Raw genomic sequence first — 17,800 nt, forward strand, 5'->3', positions numbered from 1 at the left:
GACTCGATCGTGGGCGACTCGGGGTCACCGTGGGTCGATCACCTCACTCGCGATCAGGTCGCCGAGCACCGACTCGCGCTGGAGGCGCATCGCGCCGAGGGGGGATGCCGCGTCGGCCGGCACGATCCTGACCGTCTCGCCCGCCTGCGCGGCGGGGGCGGCGTAGACGGCCTCGGAGGTCGTGTTCCACCGGAACTCGCCTTCGGCGACGGCCGCCCCGTGGCGCACGGCGATGCCCGGGCGTCCCGGCATCCAGCGCACCTCGGCTTGCACCCCTGACGCGACGCCCAGTGGGAGCGTCCAGCCCAGGCTCCCGGCCGCCGAGGCGACCGAGAGCGATGCCGACACGGTCTTCTCCAGACCTGAGGTCGTCATGCTCAGCGACGGACGGTCCCCCGCCATCCGGAGCGCCGTCACGGTGTCGACGGTGCCCGACGCGAGCGCCGACGAGAGCCGCACCAGGCCGCCGCGCGCGACGATCGCATGACGGTACTGCCCACCCCGGCCCCGCAGCGTCACCCGAAGATCGTCGGGGACGGGGCCGCGGAACGCGACGACGTCCGGCCCGCCCACCCTGTCGTCCTCGGCGTGGATGAACGCCGCGTGGGGAAGCGCCCCCACCGTGATGATGGTGTCGAGGTCGATGCTCGGCCGGAGGCGGAGGTCCGTCTCGAGCTGATCCGCCCAGTCGCCCGCCTCGAAGGCGATCGGCCCCCAGGAGTCCTTCGCCGTCGCCCAGCCGGGCAGGACGGCCGCGGACTGCAGTGCGGTGGTGGCGCGCTCGATGTCCAGCGCCTGACCGGACACCAGCCCGGTCAGGAGCGAGGCCTGCGCGGCCAGCCGCTCCTGCCCGCGCAGCACGTCGATCCAGGGGTTCTCGGATGCCGCGGCATCCGGTTCCCGCTTCTCGGCGATGCCCGCCCTCGCGGCCGCGGCGCTGAGCACCGCCTGACCGCGCCACTCGTCGAGCAGCTCGCGGCGCTGGTCGCCGACGAGCTTGCGCCCCCCGCTCTCGACCTGCGAGATCGCGGCGCCGTCGCTCGTCATGATCCCGCCCACGAGACAGGCCAGCTGCGTGACCATGTCGAAGTTGGGTGTGCGCAGGGGCGACATGACGGTCTGCTCGGGGATGTCCATCATGTAGCGCTCGCCGATCGACCCGCGCTCCCAGCGGCCGGCCTCCCAGTCGTCGTACATGCCGTCGGGCTTGATCGTGTACGAGCCGTCCGGGTGGACCTCGAACATCGAGGCGTCGTTCGTGCTGCCCGCCGTCCACGGCACGTTCGAGTCGGCGATGTACATGCGACGGATGCCGTCGGGCTGCTGATCGCAGTGGTACACGAGGACCGCGTGCCCGGCATCCTTCTTCCGGAACGACAGGATGACCGGAAGCCCGCGGTCGGTGCTGCTCTTCACCCGCGACCACACGTTGCGGGGGTCGCAGTAGTCGGCGGAGAGCTTGGCGGCGATCTTCCACAGGACCACGCTCGACGCCTTCTGCGTGCCCTGCGCACGGTTGATCACGCGCCAGACGCCGTCGTCGCGCTGATCGCTGGTCTGCAGAGACAGGGGCTGCGGGATCTGGCCGAGTCCGTTGAACGCCCGCTGCGCCGACACCGAGAAGCCGAAGCAGTTGCCCCCGTCGGCGACGTCCTCGTACTCGGCGTCGTAGTACCAGCTGTCGAACGGGTCGGTGAAGTAGTTCACGTCGTCGCCGTCGATGTCGACGAAGGTCTCCTTGTACATCGTCCAGGGCAGGTGGTCGCGGCCGGCGTTGCGGAACCGCCAGAAGTGCTGCTCGCGCATCCGCGCCTGGTCCTTCGTGCTGGGCAGGGTGATCGCGTACGAGAACTTCACGTCGCCCTGGTCGGCGTTGCTCGGCGTCCACTCGGTCGGCCCCTCCTCGAGGTGCGGTCCGAACGTGTCGGCGAAGCCCCAGAATCCGTCGCCATAGGTCCAGGTGCGGTCGAGGGTGGCCAGGTGGTCGTTCTTGCTGAGGCTGTCGTAGTCGTATGCCTCGATGCGCACGCGGACCGTCGTGTCGGGGCGCAGGGTGAAGGGAGCGGTGGTCCAGTCCAGGTCGACGGCGGTCGTCTGGCGGGGGCTCTGGCGGCTGAGCACCTCGACCCCGTCGACCCACACCCAGCCCTTCACGAAGAGCTCGGCTGTCGTGTCGCTGCGCGGCAGCGGTGTGAACTCGACGCCGTCGTCGATGTTCTGCGCCGACACCCGGGTGATGGATGCCTGGAACTGCTCGAAGATCCCGGTCTGAGGGGTCCTCGCCAGCACGCCGGCGGTGAACGGCTGCCACTCCAGGCCGCGCCCGCCGCCGGACTGCACCTCGCTGGTCGGCATGCCGTACCGTCCGATCCCGCCGTTGGTCGTCCAATGGGCGAGGAAGTCGCCCGAGATGGCCACGGCTCCGATGTCGCCGCGCCAGTAGACGGCCCCGTACTCGAAGAACGACACCCGAGCCCCGGCGTGACCCTGCACGTCGGACTCGTCGCTGGTCGGGAAGCCCCAGGGGGTGGCGCCGGTGGGGAAGTTGCGCAGCGCGCGCTCGAGGATCGCGCCGTGCACCTCGTGCGCGCCCGTGGCGGCCGACCAGTAGATGCGTCCTCCCGCGAACTCGGCGTAGGCGCCGCCGACGATCGAGGTCTGGCTGTAGCGAGGGAGACCGAGGAAGCCGTCCGCTGCTCCGAGGAGCAGCCAATGGGCGAGGATCTCGTCGTAGAGGTCCATGATCCCGCCGCTGCCGCTGCCGGTGTGGAGCAGGAGCCCGTTCTGGAACATCTGCGCGCGCGGTCCGCGGATCGCGTACTTGGCGCCGTCCGAGATCACCTTCACCTCGACGCCGAGCCTGCTCGACTCCTCGACGAGAGCGAGGAAGTCGGGCGCAGCATCCGTCAGCGTCACCGTGTCCCACTCGGCACCGGGGCTCAGCGCGGCCGTGAGTGCGGGAACGTCCAGCAGCGCCGACGGGGCGAGCACGCTCGCCTCGAGCACGCTCATCGTGCCTCCCGCGAGGCCCTCCCTCACCGAGGAGAGGACGCGGTCCTGCACGCCCGCAGCCGCGGCGGCCGCCGCATCCGGCGTCGGCTCGTCGACCGGAATCGGCTCGTCGACCCCGCGCCGCTGCCGGCGAGCGCCCGCTTGGCCGTGCCGCCGGAGCACTCCCGGCAGATCCTCACCCCGTCCGCCGCGCCGCAGGAACACGCCCTCCTGTGCGGCGATGCGCCCGAATGCGCGTCCGCCCGCCGTCTCAATGAACGATTGCGCGTACACCTGATCCAGCTGCGCGCTCAGTGCGGCCGCCTCGGCCGCCGGCGCATCGAGCAGATCGCGCAGCGGCGACGCCGTGCCTTCCGCGGCGGTCGCGACACCGCTCGCACGGAGCACCGCGGCAGCGCGCAGAATGGCCCCCTCGTCCGGCGCCCCTCCCGCGATGGACACGACCGCGCCCGCGTCGGTGCCGGTGAACACGCCGAGGTCGAGTTCGTCGCCCCGACGCCGGAAGGACTCCCACGTGCCCTTCACCCGCGGGCCCGGGCCCGTCGGCTTCGCCGGCGCTTCCCTGGCGTCGAGGACGAGGTCGTCGGCGGAGAGGGCCCCCGCCTTCGTCACGACATCCGAGAGGCGCAGACCGCGGAAGCCCTTCGCGCGCGGGAGGCGCAGGAGCGCCGCGAGCTGGGCCAGCCCGAGCTCGGCGGTGGTCGGCAGGCCGAGCCGCCCGGCGGGGCCGCCGCGGTTGTTGTGCCCGGTGAGGAAGTCGCCTTTGACCGCATGCGCTCCGGTGGCCGCGGACCAATAGACCACGCCGTTCTCGAACGGCCGCCAGCGGAGTCGGCCAGAGACCGTCTCGGCGGCGGTCGGCGCCCCCAGATACCCCTCCGCGCCCGAGAGCACGAGCGAGTCGATCTCGCCCAGCCCCTGCGCGCCGGCGGCGGCGAACGCGGCGTCCTCGTCGGTGGTGAGGCTGTCCCTCAGCCGCACCCCGGCGATCATCGCCGTCCCCGCTGCAGTGCCCCCGCCGATCACCACGTCACCGGCCGGGTCGGCGAGCGATCCGGTGAAGCGGCGCCGGGCGACCGGCATCCCTCCCCAGACGAGGACGACCTCGGAGCCCGCCCCCCACACGGCGGGGACGCAGACCTCGCCCGGCGCCGGCGGCACCACCGGCGCCGACAGCGCCACCGGGCCGCTCGAGGTGGGCACGACGGCGCTCAGCAGCAGGGCCCCGCCCGCGCCCGACGGCGCGAGCGAGAGTGCGGCCGGCGAGCCGGCGCCCTGCAGCCCGAGGGCGGTGGTCGCATCGACGCCGACCAGCACCAGTTCCAGGGCGAACTCGCCGAAGAACGGGGCATCCACCGTCAGCGCGAGGCCGTCGCCGCCGGTCGGAGTCCACCCGTGCGTGAGGGCGGCGTCGAAGCCGGGCGGCTGCACGGGCGACGCGAGCGCCGTGACCGGCACGCCGCTCGGCCGCACCTCGGGTGCAGAAGTGCCGGTCGAGACGGCACCGGCGGATGTGAAGCTCAAGGACAGGAACGCGGTCATGATGGCCTCTCCGGGGCGGCCCGTCGTCGACGGGCGGTCGCCGGCTCCCACGGCCGGCCTCGTCCCCGGGTGAAGGAGGCGCGTCCCACGCGGAAGATACGCCCCTCCGGACGGTCGCGGTAGACCACCGGCGTGCACGGCCCGTGCCCGGCGGCTGCGCCCGGCGCCTGCGCCCGGACCGGTGCCCGGCGGCTGCGCCCGGCGGGCCGAACTAGACTGGGGGCGTCCCTCCCGCTCCGCCAGGAATCCGTCGTGACCTCAGCTTCTTCCGCCCGCACGTTCGACGTGCGCCACGTGCAGCTCGCGCGCGCGGCGTTCGCGGCGCTCGCCGCGATCATGATCACGTTCTCCCCCGACCACTCTGCGGTCGTGGGCATGGCGGTCTTCAGCGGCTTCGCGATCGCGACCGGCCTCGTGCTGCTGCTCGCCGTGTGGATCGTCTACCCGGCCGGCCGGCGATGGCCGTCGGCCGCACTCGGCGGCGTGACGATCGTGGCCGGCATGGTGAGCGGCCTCAACCCCGTGCGCACCGTGAGCGGCTTCTTCGCCGTGGTGATCGCGTGGGCCGTCGTGAGCGGGCTCATCGAGCTTCTGGCCGGGGTGCGCGGGCTGCGCGGCATCCGTGCGCGTCGCGAGATCGCCCCCGGGATCGTCGACGCACGACCTGTCGTGGACCCGGGACCGCGCTCGGACAGCCGTGACGCCGTCGTCGTCGGAGCCGTCGGACTCCTGCTCGGCGTGGGGCTCGCACTCGTACCGGCGGGCTACTCGCTGCAGTACACGATCGAAGAGGCCCACCAGACCCTCACGCTCACCGGCATCACGATCGGCGTCGGCCTGTTCGGCGCCTACGCCGCGATCGTCGCCGTCTACCTCGGGATCGCCGGCTTCTCGCCGCGCAAGGACGCTCCGGTCACGGCCACGGCCGAGGCACCGGCATCCGTTCCCGCCGAACCGAAGGATCCCGCGTGAGCGACGACCGCCCCACCCGCCGCGACCTGATGAAGCCCGTGCAGCTGCTCGGGCTCGCGTTCGGCGCCGCGCTGTTCGCGGGCATCGTGACGCTCGTGTCGATGGGCTTCTTCCAGCAGGGCGGCGACGGCAAGGCGCAGTCGGCGATCGTGCTCGCGCTGATCATCGCCGGCGTGACGTTCATCGCCGTGCTGCTGATCGTGTCGCTGCTGCTGCTGGCGGTCGATCCCGCTCAGGTCACCAAGCAGGTCGACAAGCCCGTGCTGCTCCCCGACGAGGAGCCCGACGAGCCGGATGCCGCCACCGGCGGCGACCCGAAGGCCTGACCCGCGTCGAGCATCCGCGCCGGCCCGCTCAGCCGAGCTCGTCGACCAGCTTCGACGCGAGTCCGTCGTACGTCGCGGGAGTGAGCGCGAGCAGGCGCTCCTTCGCGGCGTCGCCGATGTCGAGGCCCCGCACGAACTCGGCCAGCTCGGCCGCGCCGACGCGGCGGCCGCGCGTGAGGTCCTTGAGCAGGGCGTAGGGGTCGCTGATCTGCGAGCGTCCGGCGGCGATCTCGGCGCGGACCACGGTCTGGATCGCCTCGGCGAGGACCTCCCAGTTCGTGTCGAGATCGGCGAGGAGCACGTCTTCGGCGAGGGAGATCTCCTTGAGCCCGCGCTGCAGGTTGTCGAGCGCCAGGAGCGAGTGCCCGAAGGCGACGCCGATGTTGCGCTGCGTGGTGGAGTCGGTGAGGTCGCGCTGCAGACGGCTCGTGACGAGCGTCTGCGACAGCGTCGCGAGCAGTCCGGCCGAGATCTCGAAGTTCGCCTCGGCGTTCTCGAACCGGATCGGGTTGATCTTGTGCGGCATCGTCGACGAGCCGGTGGCACCGGCGACCGGGATCTGCGTGAAGTAGCCGATGGAGATGTAGGTCCAGATGTCGGTCGCCAGGTTGTGCAGGATGCCGCCGGCATGCCGCACGCGGTCGTACAGCTCGACCTGCCAGTCGTGGGACTCGATCTGCGTGGTCAGCACGTTGAAGTCGAGTCCGAGACCCTCGACGAAGCCGCGGCTGAGCTCGGGCCAGTCGACGTCGGGCTCGGCGGCGAGGTGGGCCGACCACGTGCCGGTCGCGCCCGAGAACTTGGCGAGGTAGTCGCCCGCCTCGATCTGGTCGGCCACGCGCGCCAGACGCCACGCGAAGACGCCGAGCTCCTTGCCCATCGTCGAGGGCGTGGCCGGCTGCCCGTGGGTGCGTGAGAGCATCGCGGCGTCGCGGTGCTCGACGGCCAGCTCGGCGAGCGCGGCGATCACGGACCGCAGCTTCGGCAGCCACACGCGCTCGACCGCGCGGCGCACCGTGAGGGCGTACGAGGTCGAGTTGATGTCCTCGCTCGTGCAGGCGAAGTGGGTGAGCTCGGCGATCGCGTCGAGCCCGAGCGTCGACAGCCGGTCGCGCACGAGGTACTCGACGGCCTTCACGTCGTGGCGTGTGACCGCCTCCTTCTCGGCGAGCCAGTCGATCTCGGCCTGGCCGAACTCGAGGTAGAGGGCGCGCAGGCGGGCCTTGTCGTCGTCGGCGAGCGGCGACGTGCCGACCAGGGAGCGGTCGGTGAGGGCGATCAGCCACTCCACCTCGACCTCGACCCGCGCACGGTTCAGGCCCGCCTCGGAGAGATAGTCGCCCAGGCCCGCGACCGCCGCGCGGTAGCGGCCGTCGAGGGGACTCAGCGGCTGCCACGGTAGTGCGGCGGAGTGGAGAGAAGTCACGGTGCTCCCGTCGGAACGCAAGGCGGACCCGGCGTCATTTCGCCGGGCGGATCGCGGGTTCGAGCTGCCGGAAGAGCGCCCGGCTCGCACTCTCGATCATACCGAGCACCTCGTCGAACATTCCGGGCCCGGCATAGTACGGGTCGGGCACGTCGAGGGAGCGGGCGACGGGGTCGAACGACAGGAGCAGCGCGATCTTGTCGGAATCGGTCTCCGTGCGCGCCCACCCGCGCAGGATGCGCTCATGACTGCGATCGAGCGCGACGACGAGGTCGGAGCGCGCGAAGTCCGCGTGAGTGAACTGGCGCGCCCGGTGGCGGGTGCCGTCGTAGCCCGCGCGCTCGAGGGCATCCAGCGTGCGCTGGTCCGCGCGCTCCCCGACGTGCCAGTCGCCGGTGCCGGCGCTCGTCGAGGCGACGCGGCCACCGAGGCCCGCGGCATCCGCGAATCCACGGAAGACGACGTCTGCCATCGGTGAGCGGCAGATGTTGCCGGTGCAGACGAAGACGACGCGAAAGGGGTCGCCCGTGCTCGCAGCCATGCGCTCCATTCTGGCCCCGGCGGTCGCGCCACCCAAGTGTCGACGCGCACGATCGGACCCTCGTGGTCACCGAACATTAACGAACTCTCCTCGACGGAGCCTCGCGCCGAGGGGAAGCGCTCGCCTAGCCTGGCGCGGAAGGCCCACCCGGCCTTTCTTCATGTCCAGGAGGATCTGTGCGTCGTTCACATCGTGCAACCGTCGCCGTCGTCGCATCCGGTGCCATCGCCCTGACCGGGCTGATCGCACCTTCCGCGATGGCGGCCGAAGTCCCGTCGATCGTCATCAACGAGTTCTCGGCCAGCACGGCCGGCGACGACGTCGAGTACGTCGAGCTGCTCGCCACGCCGGGCACCGGCCTGTCGGGATACCGCGTGCTCGAGATCGAGGGCGACGCCACCACCACGCCCGCGTTCGGCACGGTCGACGAGGTGATCTCGTTCCCCGCGGCCGACGCGTCGGGCCGGAGCCTCGCCTCACTCGCGAACGGCGCGCTCGAGAACGGCTCGCTGAGCCTGCTGCTCGTGACCGGCACGATCCCCGCTCTCGGCAGCGACATCGACGCGAACGATGACGGCGTGATCGACGAGGGCCTCGGGTTCGACGTCGTCGACGCCATCGCGGTCCACGACGGCGGAGCATCCGACCGCACGTACGGCGGCACCACGCTCGGCGTCGCCTACGACGGCCTCGCGTTCGCGCCGGGCGGCGCATCGCGCATCCCCGACGGCACCGACACCGGCGCACCCGCCGACTGGGTGCGCAACGACTTCGACCGCGCCGGCATCACGGGCTTCCCCGGGACTCTGGTGACGGGCGAGGCGGCCAACACGCCCGGCGCGGCGAACTCGCTGACCGTGCCGCCGGTCGGTCCGCCCCCCGGCGAGGCCGGCTGCGACCTCGAGAGCGTCTCGATCGGATCTGTCCAGGGATCGGGGGCGGCCTCGCCGAAGGTGGGCGAGCTCGTGCTGATCGAGGGCACCGTCGTCGGCGACTTCCAGGTCGGCGGCTTCAACGGCTACTTCGTGCAGGATGCCGGTGACGGCGACCCCGCCACATCCGACGGCGTCTTCGTCTACGCCCCGGGCGGCGACCCGGTCTCGGTCGGCGACGTCGTGAGCGTCGCGGGCGAGGTGAAGGAGTTCGAGGACCTCACCGAGATCGATGCCGCCGACGTCGAGGTGTGCGCGACCGGCACGGCGCTGCCCGAGCCCGTGGCATTCACGCTCCCGGCGACACCCGAGCAGCGGGAGGCGCTCGAGGGCATGTACGTCACGCTGCCCCAGGACCTCGCGATCCTCGAGTACTTCGAGTTCGCGCGGTTCGGCACCATCGACGTCGGCGTGACGCGGCAGTCGACCCCGACCGCGCGGTATCTGCCCACCGACCCGGCCGCGACGGCGCTCGCCGCCGCGAACCTCGCCGAGCGCATCACGATCGACGACGGGCGCAGCGCCCAGAATCCCGACCCGGCGATCCACCCCAACGGGGCGGAGTTCACGCTGTCGAACTCCTTCCGCGGCGGCGATCTCGTCACCGACGTCACAGGCATCTTCGACCAGCGCTTCGGCACCTACGCGATCCAGCCGACCGAAGGGGCCGAGTACACCGCGGCCAACCCGCGGCCGGCGGTGCCGGAGGTCGGCGGCGACCTCGTCGTGTCGAGCTTCAACGTCCTGAACTACTTCACGACGCTGGACGACCCGAACACGACCGCCGACGACGACATCGCCCGCGGCGCCAACACTGCCGAGGAGTTCGACCGCCAGGAGGCGAAGATCGTGTCGGCACTCGCCGAGATCGACGCCGATGTGTTCGGCCTCATCGAGATCGAGAACAACGCTGACAGCCAGGCCCTCGCCACGCTGACGGCCGCACTCAACGAGCGGCTCGGCTCCGACGTGTACGACTACCTCGAGACCGGCAAGATCGGCACGGACGTCATCACGACGGCGCTCATGTACAAGCCGGCGTCGGTGACCCCGGTGGGCGACTTCCAGCTCATGGACCAGTCGAAGGACCCCCGCTGGCTCGACAACCGCAACCGCCCGGGTCTCACGCAGACCTTCGAGGATGCCGACGGCGCGACCTTCACCGTGGTCGTCAACCACCTGAAGTCGAAGGGCTCGGCGTGCACGGGCGAGGCGGAGGATCCGCTGCAGGGCAACTGCAACCTCGTCCGCACGAACGCCGCCAACGCGCTCGCGGACTGGCTCGCCACCGACCCCACGGGTCAGGGCACCGTCGGCCGCGAACTCATCATCGGCGACCTCAACGCGTACGACAAGGAGGACCCGATCACCGCGCTGACGGCGAAGGGGTTCATCGACCTCAACCGGAAGTACCAGGGCGAGGATGCCTACAGCTACGTGTTCGACGGCCAGCAGGGGTATCTCGACCACGCGCTCGCGGGCCCCGGGCTTGTCGCGGACGTGCGCGGCGCCTCGCCGTGGAACATCAACGCCGACGAGCCGAGCCTGATCGACTACGACATGTCGTTCAAGCTGCCTGCCCAGGACGCGCTGTTCGCAGCCGACCCCTATCGCTCGAGCGATCACGACCCGGTGCTCGTCGGTCTGGACCTCACCCCGCCCGACACGACCGCGCCGACGATCGAGGCCATCGCGTGGCCCTCTTTCATCCTGATCCCGAACAACAAGGAGCGCACCGTCCGCGTGTACATCGACGCCGACGACGATCGCGGCGAGGTGACGGTCGAGCTCACGAAGGTGCAGACGAACGGCAAGGCGCGCGCGAAGGTCACGCAGATCGACGAGCGCACCTTCTCGGTGACCGCGGTGAACGGCGCGGTCTATCGGTTCACCTATACGGCGACGGATGCCGCGGGCAACACCGCGACGGACACCGCCTACGTCGTGGTCGGCATCAAGGGCCTGCTCGGCCTCTGATCTGCGCGCGACACGGACGCCGCCTCCCCTCGGGAGGCGGCGTCCGCCCGTGGTACGAGTGCCGTCCCGGGTTGATATCGGGCGCTTGATCCCTCGACCTGGAGGTCTTCCCCTACATCAGGTGTGGGAGCAGGTGGTTTCCGTTCATCCTCGCCGGTAGACACTCCCGCGTGTGATGGGTCGCGGCATCCGTTCCTGCACAGCGCCGCCCGCCCAGACGCCGTTGCACAGGAGCGGCGCACCGGCCCTCGTGACGGCGGGAGGGGCCTGAACATGGCTGGATGACCGACCTTCTCACCCACTCCTCGACCGCCTCCCGACTCGAGATCGTCGCGCGCGAACTCGCGACACTGTCCGAGCGGCTGTCCGTCGCTGCGACCGGCGCGCGCGGCCTCGCCGCGGCCACCGACTGGCGAGCGAGGGCCGCTGAGGCCTTCCACCGGCTCGCCACACAGTGGGCCGGAGAGGTTTCCGGGCTCGTCTGCCTTGCAGAGACGGCGCGCGTGAGTGCTGTACGGGCGAGGGATGCCGCGGTGTGGCCGATGGGTGAGGGCTCCTGATGGGGTCCGACCTCGAGATCATCGGTGGCGGTGCGGTCGCCGTCGACACCGTGACCCTCCGTGAGACCGCCGGGCGCTTCCTCGCCGCGGGAAACGAACTCGAAGACGTGCGCCACCGGCTCGGCGCCCTGCAGAACATGCTGTTCGGCGAGCCCGTGGTCGCCGGTGAGGCGGCGAGCGCGGCATCCGTTCTCGGCAACCGCCTCGCTGAGACCTTCGACGGCGCGCAGCGCATCGCGGCCGCACTGCGGGAGGCCGCGGCGATCTACGAGCTCGTCGAGCTCAACGCCGAGCACCGCGCCGCCGTGCTGGCGGGTGACCGCGACGCGGTCTCCCGGATCGACGTCGTCCGCGATGCGCTCATGGCCCGGCATCCCGACGCGTTCGCGGCCGCGGTCGGCACCGAGCTGGAGCGCACCGTGATGTGGCCTTCCGACCTGCAGCGGCAGGCCACCGAGCTCGGGTACGCGGCCGGTGACCTCTTCGGGTTCCCGGCGGCGGTCGTCGGCGGCGTCGCGCTCGGCGGGCTCACGCTCGCCGCGGGCGCGCTCGCCGGGATCGGCGGCCAGGGTCGGCTGGCGCCCGGCGTCCGCCTCACGCATCGGGGGGAGCCGGTGACGCTGAGGCCGGTCGCGTCGGCCGCCACGTCGACGGTGGCGCCGACCGGGTTGCGATCGGTCGCGCAGCGGATGCCGGGAGACGGCGAAGCGCGCGTGCGGGTCGAGCGCTACACGATGCCCGACGGCTCGCGCCAGTTCGCCGTGTACGTCGCGGGCACCCGCTCCTCCGCCGTGGGCGGCGCCGATGCCTGGGACAACCTGTCCAACGCCGAGCTGTACGCCGGACGCGCTTCCGCATCGTACGAGGCGACCGAGGCCGCGCTCGCCGCCGCAGGTGCGCGCCCCGGCGATGTCCTTCACGCGTTCGGCCACTCACAGGGCGCGATGATCACGGCCCACCTGGCGCTCGAAGGCGGATACGACACCCGCACCCTCGTGTCGTTCGGGTCGCCGGTCGAAGCCGACGTCGGCTCCGGCACGCTGAGCGTGGCGGTGCGGCACACCGACGACCCGGTCGTCGCGCTCGCCGGCGGCGGGGACGTCGCCCCGGTCGGCTCTCCGGGCAGTTTCGTGGTCGAGCGGGAGTTCGACCCGGAGTCCGGCGCCCACGACCTCGCGGTCGCCCCGCACCGCATGGCGGCGTACGCCGAGACGGCGGCCCTGGCCGACGCCTCAGGCGACCCGCGCGTCGCGAACGTGCAGGCGGTCTTCGCCGACCTCTCGGGCGCCGTCGAGGTGGACGTCGTCGAGTACGCCGTCGCGCGAGGCGACGGCGGGTGACGTGTCAGTCCTTCGTCTTCGGCCGCAGGATGATGCCGAACACCCAGTTGATCAGCGAGATGATGATCGCCGCGACGAGCCCCAGCCAGAAGTCCTCGACGCGAAGACCCCAGCTCCAGAAGCTCGTGATCCACGCCGTGAACCACAGCAGGAACGCGTTGATCAGCAGGCCGATCAGCCCGAGCGTGAGGATGTACAGGGGAAAGGCGAGCACCTTGATCACGGTGCCGATGAGCGTGTTCACGAGTGCGAAGATCGCCGCGACGATCAGCAGGGTGAGCACGAGCTGGAGCGTTTCGCCCGGGGGGAACGGGACGATCGTGACCTGAAGCGCCGTGATCAGGGTGACCACCCAGATCGCGAACGCGTTGACGACGACGCGGATGAGGAATCCCATGATCCGCAGTCTGGCACGGCCCCGGTGCGGGTGCGAGGACGACGGGGCGTGTGTTCGGACGTCCACGCATCCTCCCGCGCGCCGCCGCCCCGCTCGTAGACTCGGCAGGGTGACCGACGCCTCCGACATCCCCATCCGCGTCCGCCCCGAGATCGCCGCGCTGCCCCCCTACAAGCAGGGCCGCCAGGCGGGGGCAGAGTCCTTCAAGCTGTCGAGCAACGAGAACCCGTTCGATCCGCTGCCCGGAGTGATCGAGGCGGTGCAGGCCGCCACCGCGGTGAACCGGTACCCGGATGCCTCGGCGGCCCGCCTTCGCGCACGGCTGGCCGAGCGCTACGCCGTCGCCGTCGATGACGTCCACGTCGGGGCGGGCAGCGTCTCGATCCTCGCCCAGCTCGTGCAGGCCACGTGCGCGCCCGGCGACGAGGTCATTTACGCGTGGCGGTCGTTCGAGGCGTACCCGTGGCTGGCCGTCGTGGCTGGCGCGACGGCGGTGCAGGTGCCGCTGACCGCCGATGCCCGGCACGACCTCCCGGCGATGGCCGCGGCCGTGACCGACCGCACGCGCGTGGTGATCGTGTGCAGCCCGAACAACCCCACGGGGCCGATCGTCACGCAGGACGAGTTCGACGCCTTCGCCGACACCGTGCCCGCCGACGTGCTCATCGTGCTCGACGAGGCGTACTCGGAGTTCGTCACCGACCCGTCCGCCGTCGACGGCACGCGCGTGCTCTCCGCCGCCCGCCACCCCAACGTCGTCGTGCTGCGCACGTTCTCGAAAGCGTTCGGGCTCGCCGGGCTCCGCGTCGGCTACGCGATCGGCCACTCGCGCATCCTCGACGCCGCACGCAGCACCACGATCCCGCTCTCGGTCACCGCCCAGGCGGAAGAGGCCGCGCTCGCGAGCCTCGACGCCGAGGAGGAGCTCCTCGAGCGCGTGCGGTCCATCGCCGAGCGCCGCGACCGCGTCGTGGCCGGACTCCGCGACGCCGGATGGCGCGTGCCCGATGCCCAGGGCAACTTCGTCTGGCTCCCCGCCCACGACGAGACCGTCGCGATCGCGGAGGCCTTCGACGCGGGCGGGCTCATCGTGCGACCGTTCGCCGGTGACGGCATCCGGATCTCCATCGGCGAGGAGGAGTCCGTCGAGAAGGTGCTCGAGATCGCGGCATCCGTCGCCCGGGGCCTCCCCGCGGGGCATCGCGGCGTCCGCGACGGCGGTGACGCATGACCACGCCCGAGGACGACACGACAGTCCGCTTCCTCGCCGCCGACGGGACGTTCGCGCCCTCTGCCGCGGCCGAGCCCTACCGCGAGCTCGTCGACGGACTCTCCGACGAGACGCTCGAGGAGTTCTACCGCGACATGGCGGTGATCCGCGCGTTCGACGTGCAGGCCACCAACCTGCAGCGGCAGGGACAGCTCGCGCTGTGGCCGCCGAGCTTCGGCCAGGAGGCGGCGCAGGTCGGATCCGCGCGCGCCGCCCGGGCCCAGGACCACCTGTTCCCCTCGTATCGCGAGCACGTCGTCACGCGCATCCGCGGCGTCGACCCGGTGGACATCATCCGCCTCATGCGCGGGCTCACGCACGGTGGCTGGAACCCGTTCGACCCCAAGAACGGCAACACGCACCTCTACACGCTGGTGCTCGGCGCCCAGACGCTGCACGCGACCGGGTTCGGCATGGGGCTCGTCTTCGACGGGCGCTGCGGCACCGGCGACCCGGACCGCGATGAGGCGGTCATCGTCTACTACGGCGACGGCGCCTCGAGCCAGGGCGACGTGCACGAGGCGATGGTGTTCGCAGCGAGCTACCGCACCCCGGAGGTGTTCTTCCTGCAGAACAACCAGTGGGCGATCTCGGTCCCCGTCGCCACGCAGTCCCGTGCGCCCCTGTACAAGCGGGGCGAGGGTTACGGGATGCCGAGCATCGCGGTCGACGGCAACGACGTCGTGGCGAGCTGGGCCGTCACCCGGGTCGCGCTCGACGAAGCCCGCTCGGGGCTCGGGCCCCGCGCGATCGAGGCGATGACGTACCGCATGGGCGCCCACACGACCAGCGACGACCCCACGAAGTACCGCACCTCCGACGAGGAGGAGTCGTGGCGACGCCGCGACCCGATCGCGCGGATGGAGGCGTTCCTGCGCGGCAAGGGCGCGTCGGACGCCTTCTTCGCCGACGTCGAGGCCGAGTCCCGCGCCGTGGCCGACGACGTGCGCACCCGCACGAATGAGCTCGGCGGAATCGGCACCGACCTCATGTTCGACCATGTCTACTCCGAGCAGCATCCGCTCGTCGACGAGCAGCGGCGCTGGCTCGCCGACTACGAGGCATCCTTCGAAGGAGGCGGCGCGTGAGCACCACCACCAGCACGGAAGAGGCGACCGAGGACTCCGCCGTCCCCGTCACGATGCCGATCAGCCGCGCGCTCAACGCCGGGCTGCGCGCCGCGCTCGCCGCGGACGACCACGTGCTGCTGATGGGCGAGGACATCGGCAAGCTCGGCGGTGTGTTCCGCGTGACCGAGGGGCTGCAGGCCGAGTTCGGCGACCGCCGGGTGCTCGACACCCCGCTCGCGGAGTCGGGCATCGTGGGCACCGCCATCGGTCTCGCGATGGCCGGATTCCGGCCCGTCATCGAGATCCAGTTCGACGGCTTCGTCTTCCCGGCGTTCGACCAGATCACGACGCAGCTGGCGAAGATCACGAACCGCCACGAGGGCGCCCTGCAGATGCCGATCGTGATCCGCATCCCGTACGGCGGGCACATCGGTGCGGTCGAGCATCACCAGGAGAGCCCCGAGGCCTATTTCGCCCACACGCCCGGGCTGCGGGTGGTGAGCCCGTCGACCGCGAACGACGCGTACTGGATGATCCAGGACGCGATCGCCTCCGCCGATCCGGTGATCTTCCTCGAACCCAAGGCCAAGTACTGGCAGAAGGGCGAGGTCGACACCTCCGCCCGTGCGCTTCCGCTGCACGCGAGCCGCGTCGTGCGCCGCGGCACCGACATCACCCTCGTCGGGCACGGCGCGATGGTCACGACGCTGCTGCAGGCCGCCGCGCTCGCCGAGTCCGAGGGCACCAGCTGCGAGGTGGTCGACGTGCGCTCGCTGTCCCCGATCGATTACGGGCCGATCCTCGACTCCGTCCGCCGCACCGGCCGCATGGTCTACGCACAGGAGGCGGCGGGCTTCACGAGCGTCGGCAGCGAGGTCGCCGCGACCGTCATGGAGAAAGCGTTCTACGCACTCGAAGCGCCCGTGCTGCGGGTCTCCGGGTTCGACCTGCCCTTCCCTCCGGCGAAGCTCGAGGGCGCATTCCTCCCCGACGCCGACCGCATTCTCGAGGCCGTCGACCGCGCCCTCGCCTACTGACCAAGGAGACCTATGATCACGCAGACGTTCGTCCTGCCCGATGTGGGCGAGGGTCTCACCGAGGCCGAGATCGTGTCGTGGCACGTCGCCCCCGGCGACACCGTCGCCGTCAACGACGTCCTCGTCGAGATCGAGACCGCCAAATCCCTCGTCGAGCTGCCCTCGCCGTTCGCCGGCACCGTGGGCGACCTGCTCGCCGCCGAGGGTGAGACGGTGAACGTCGGCTCGCCGATCATCACGATCGCGTCGGGAGCGGATGCCTCGGGCCCCGCCACCGTCGGACAGACCGAGCACGGCGCGCCCGTCGACGCTCCGGCCGCCGAAGGCGAGGGTGCCGTCCTGGTCGGCTACGGCACGGGAGGTCCGGTGCAGTCCCGCCGCCGCAAGCCCGCCGCGACGCCGCAGGAGCGGGTCGAGGCGTCCGTGGGCGTGATCGCCAAGCCACCGATCCGCAAGCTCGCGCGGGACCTCGGGGTCGACCTGGCGAGCGTCGCACCGAGCGGTCCCGCCGGCGAGGTCACCCGGGACGACGTCGTGAAGCAGGCGTCGCAGGCCAGCGTCTTCCGCAACATCGAGACGCCCGAGTGGGGCGACGTGCGCGAGGAGACGATCCCCGTCGGGGCCGGCGCGGCGGCGGCATCCGTTCCCTCCGCGGCGCCCGTGCCTGACGCGCGCGAGGAGACGATCGCCGTCAAGGGCGTGCGCAAGGCCACGTCGTCGGCGATGGTGCAGTCGGCGTACAGCGCACCGCATGTGACGGTCTGGACCGATGTCGACGCGTCCCGCACGATGGAGCTCGTCAAGCGCCTGAAGGCGTCGCCGGACTTCGCCGACGTCAAGGTGTCGCCGCTGCTGATCATGGCCCGGGCCGTCATCTGGGCAGCCCGGCGCACCCCGATGGTGAACGCCGCGTGGGTGGATGCCGACGGCGGCGCCGAGATCCGCGTGCGCCGCTACGTGAACCTCGGGATCGCGGCGGCGACCCCCCGCGGCCTGCTGGTGCCGAACATCAAGGACGCGCAGGACCTCTCGATGCGGGAGCTCGCCCGTGCGCTCGAGAAGCTCACGCTGACGGCGCGCGAAGGAAAGACGACGCCGGCCGACCAGCTGCACGGCACCATCACCATCACCAACATCGGTGTGTTCGGGATGGATGCCGGCACCCCGATCATCAACCCCGGCGAGGCGGGCATCGTCGCGCTCGGCACGATCCGCCAGAAGCCGTGGGTCGTGGACGGCGAGGTGCGGCCACGCTGGGTGACCACCGTCGCCGGCTCGTTCGATCACCGTGTCGTCGACGGAGACGGGATGTCGCGCTTCATCGCCGACGTCGCATCGATCCTCGAGGAGCCGGCCCTGCTGCTGGACTGAGTTGCGCCTGGCCAGTACTCATCGCCG

General features: G+C 71.5%; 13 protein-coding genes. 9 read left to right on the forward strand and 4 right to left on the reverse strand.

The window, feature by feature from the left end; all coding sequences use genetic code 11:
- Window positions 1–24: 24 nt before the first annotated feature.
- Window positions 25–4,554 carry a hypothetical protein gene (locus OL358_RS06530; protein ID WP_264709140.1) on the reverse strand — a complete coding sequence of 1,510 codons (4,530 nt, stop codon included), beginning with the start codon at window positions 4,552–4,554 and terminating at the stop codon, window positions 25–27.
- A 252-nt stretch (window positions 4,555–4,806) separates the two neighbouring features.
- On the opposite strand from OL358_RS06530, the gene OL358_RS06535 reads away from it, so the two are divergent.
- Both OL358_RS06535 and OL358_RS06540 read left to right on the forward strand, forming a co-directional pair.
- On the forward strand, window positions 4,807–5,526 hold the full coding sequence (locus OL358_RS06535; RefSeq protein WP_264709141.1) for an acyl-CoA synthetase: 720 nt from the start codon (window positions 4,807–4,809) through the stop codon (window positions 5,524–5,526).
- Window positions 5,523–5,852 carry an amino acid transporter gene (locus OL358_RS06540; protein WP_264709142.1) on the forward strand — a complete coding sequence of 110 codons (330 nt, stop codon included), beginning with the start codon at window positions 5,523–5,525 and terminating at the stop codon, window positions 5,850–5,852. Before OL358_RS06535 ends, OL358_RS06540 begins: the two co-directional genes overlap by 4 nt.
- A gap of 28 nt (window positions 5,853–5,880) precedes the next feature.
- Here OL358_RS06540 and purB read toward each other — a convergent pair whose 3' ends face one another.
- Entirely contained in the window at window positions 5,881–7,278 is a 1,398-nt protein-coding gene (purB, locus tag OL358_RS06545; protein ID WP_264709143.1) for an adenylosuccinate lyase, read from the reverse strand.
- A gap of 34 nt (window positions 7,279–7,312) precedes the next feature.
- Complete coding sequence (locus OL358_RS06550) at window positions 7,313–7,819, reverse strand: low molecular weight protein-tyrosine-phosphatase (protein ID WP_264709144.1); 507 nt, start codon at window positions 7,817–7,819, stop codon at window positions 7,313–7,315.
- Between the two features lie 176 nt (window positions 7,820–7,995).
- Here OL358_RS06550 and OL358_RS06555 point away from each other — a divergent pair, with 176 nt between their 5' ends.
- The 3 genes from OL358_RS06555 (at window position 7,996) to OL358_RS06565 (ending at window position 12,628) form a co-directional block, all read left to right on the forward strand.
- A complete protein-coding gene (locus OL358_RS06555; protein ID WP_264709145.1) occupies window positions 7,996–10,728 on the forward strand; it encodes an ExeM/NucH family extracellular endonuclease in 2,733 nt (910 codons plus the stop codon).
- A 281-nt stretch (window positions 10,729–11,009) separates the two neighbouring features.
- The gene (locus OL358_RS06560) at window positions 11,010–11,288 is read left to right on the forward strand and encodes a hypothetical protein (RefSeq protein ID WP_264709146.1); all 279 of its coding nucleotides are present in this window, start codon (window positions 11,010–11,012) and stop codon (window positions 11,286–11,288) included.
- Window positions 11,288–12,628, forward strand: a complete 1,341-nt coding sequence (locus OL358_RS06565; RefSeq protein ID WP_264709147.1) for a hypothetical protein — start codon at window positions 11,288–11,290, stop codon at window positions 12,626–12,628. Before OL358_RS06560 ends, OL358_RS06565 begins: the two co-directional genes overlap by 1 nt.
- Window positions 12,629–12,632: 4 nt before the next feature.
- Here OL358_RS06565 and OL358_RS06570 read toward each other — a convergent pair whose 3' ends face one another.
- A complete protein-coding gene (locus OL358_RS06570) occupies window positions 12,633–13,025 on the reverse strand; it encodes a phage holin family protein (RefSeq protein WP_264709148.1) in 393 nt (130 codons plus the stop codon).
- A 109-nt stretch (window positions 13,026–13,134) separates the two neighbouring features.
- Here OL358_RS06570 and hisC point away from each other — a divergent pair, with 109 nt between their 5' ends.
- The 4 genes from hisC to OL358_RS06590 are packed head-to-tail and all read left to right on the forward strand — an operon-like array spanning window position 13,135 to window position 17,773.
- The gene (hisC, locus tag OL358_RS06575; protein WP_264709149.1) at window positions 13,135–14,256 is read left to right on the forward strand and encodes a histidinol-phosphate transaminase; all 1,122 of its coding nucleotides are present in this window, start codon (window positions 13,135–13,137) and stop codon (window positions 14,254–14,256) included.
- A complete protein-coding gene (locus tag OL358_RS06580; RefSeq protein ID WP_264709150.1) occupies window positions 14,253–15,383 on the forward strand; it encodes a thiamine pyrophosphate-dependent dehydrogenase E1 component subunit alpha in 1,131 nt (376 codons plus the stop codon). The genes hisC and OL358_RS06580 overlap by 4 nt, the downstream gene beginning before the upstream one ends.
- Window positions 15,384–15,436: 53 nt before the next feature.
- Window positions 15,437–16,402: an alpha-ketoacid dehydrogenase subunit beta gene (locus tag OL358_RS06585; protein ID WP_264710246.1), complete on the forward strand. Its 966-nt coding sequence runs from the start codon at window positions 15,437–15,439 to the stop codon at window positions 16,400–16,402.
- Between the two features lie 12 nt (window positions 16,403–16,414).
- Window positions 16,415–17,773, forward strand: a complete 1,359-nt coding sequence (locus tag OL358_RS06590) for a dihydrolipoamide acetyltransferase family protein (protein ID WP_264709151.1) — start codon at window positions 16,415–16,417, stop codon at window positions 17,771–17,773.
- Window positions 17,774–17,800 lie beyond the last annotated feature (27 nt).

The sequence above is a fragment of the Microbacterium sp. SSM24 genome (assembly GCF_025989145.1).
Taxonomy (GTDB): Bacteria; Actinomycetota; Actinomycetes; order Actinomycetales; family Microbacteriaceae; genus Microbacterium.

Bases quoted from the DNA above. Each gene is read 5' to 3' on its own strand.
- OL358_RS06530 (WP_264709140.1), bottom strand. From the start codon at position 4,554: ATGACCGCGTTCCTGTCCTTGAGCTTCACATCCGCCGGTGCCGTCTCG.
- OL358_RS06550 (WP_264709144.1), bottom strand. From the start codon at position 7,819: ATGGCTGCGAGCACGGGCGACCCCTTTCGCGTCGTCTTCGTCTGCACC.
- OL358_RS06560 (WP_264709146.1), top strand. From the start codon at position 11,010: ATGACCGACCTTCTCACCCACTCCTCGACCGCCTCCCGACTCGAGATC.
- OL358_RS06565 (WP_264709147.1), top strand. From the start codon at position 11,288: ATGGGGTCCGACCTCGAGATCATCGGTGGCGGTGCGGTCGCCGTCGAC.
- OL358_RS06570 (WP_264709148.1), bottom strand. From the start codon at position 13,025: ATGGGATTCCTCATCCGCGTCGTCGTCAACGCGTTCGCGATCTGGGTG.
- OL358_RS06580 (WP_264709150.1), top strand. From the start codon at position 14,253: ATGACCACGCCCGAGGACGACACGACAGTCCGCTTCCTCGCCGCCGAC.
- OL358_RS06585 (WP_264710246.1), top strand. From the start codon at position 15,437: ATGCCGATCAGCCGCGCGCTCAACGCCGGGCTGCGCGCCGCGCTCGCC.
- OL358_RS06590 (WP_264709151.1), top strand. From the start codon at position 16,415: ATGATCACGCAGACGTTCGTCCTGCCCGATGTGGGCGAGGGTCTCACC.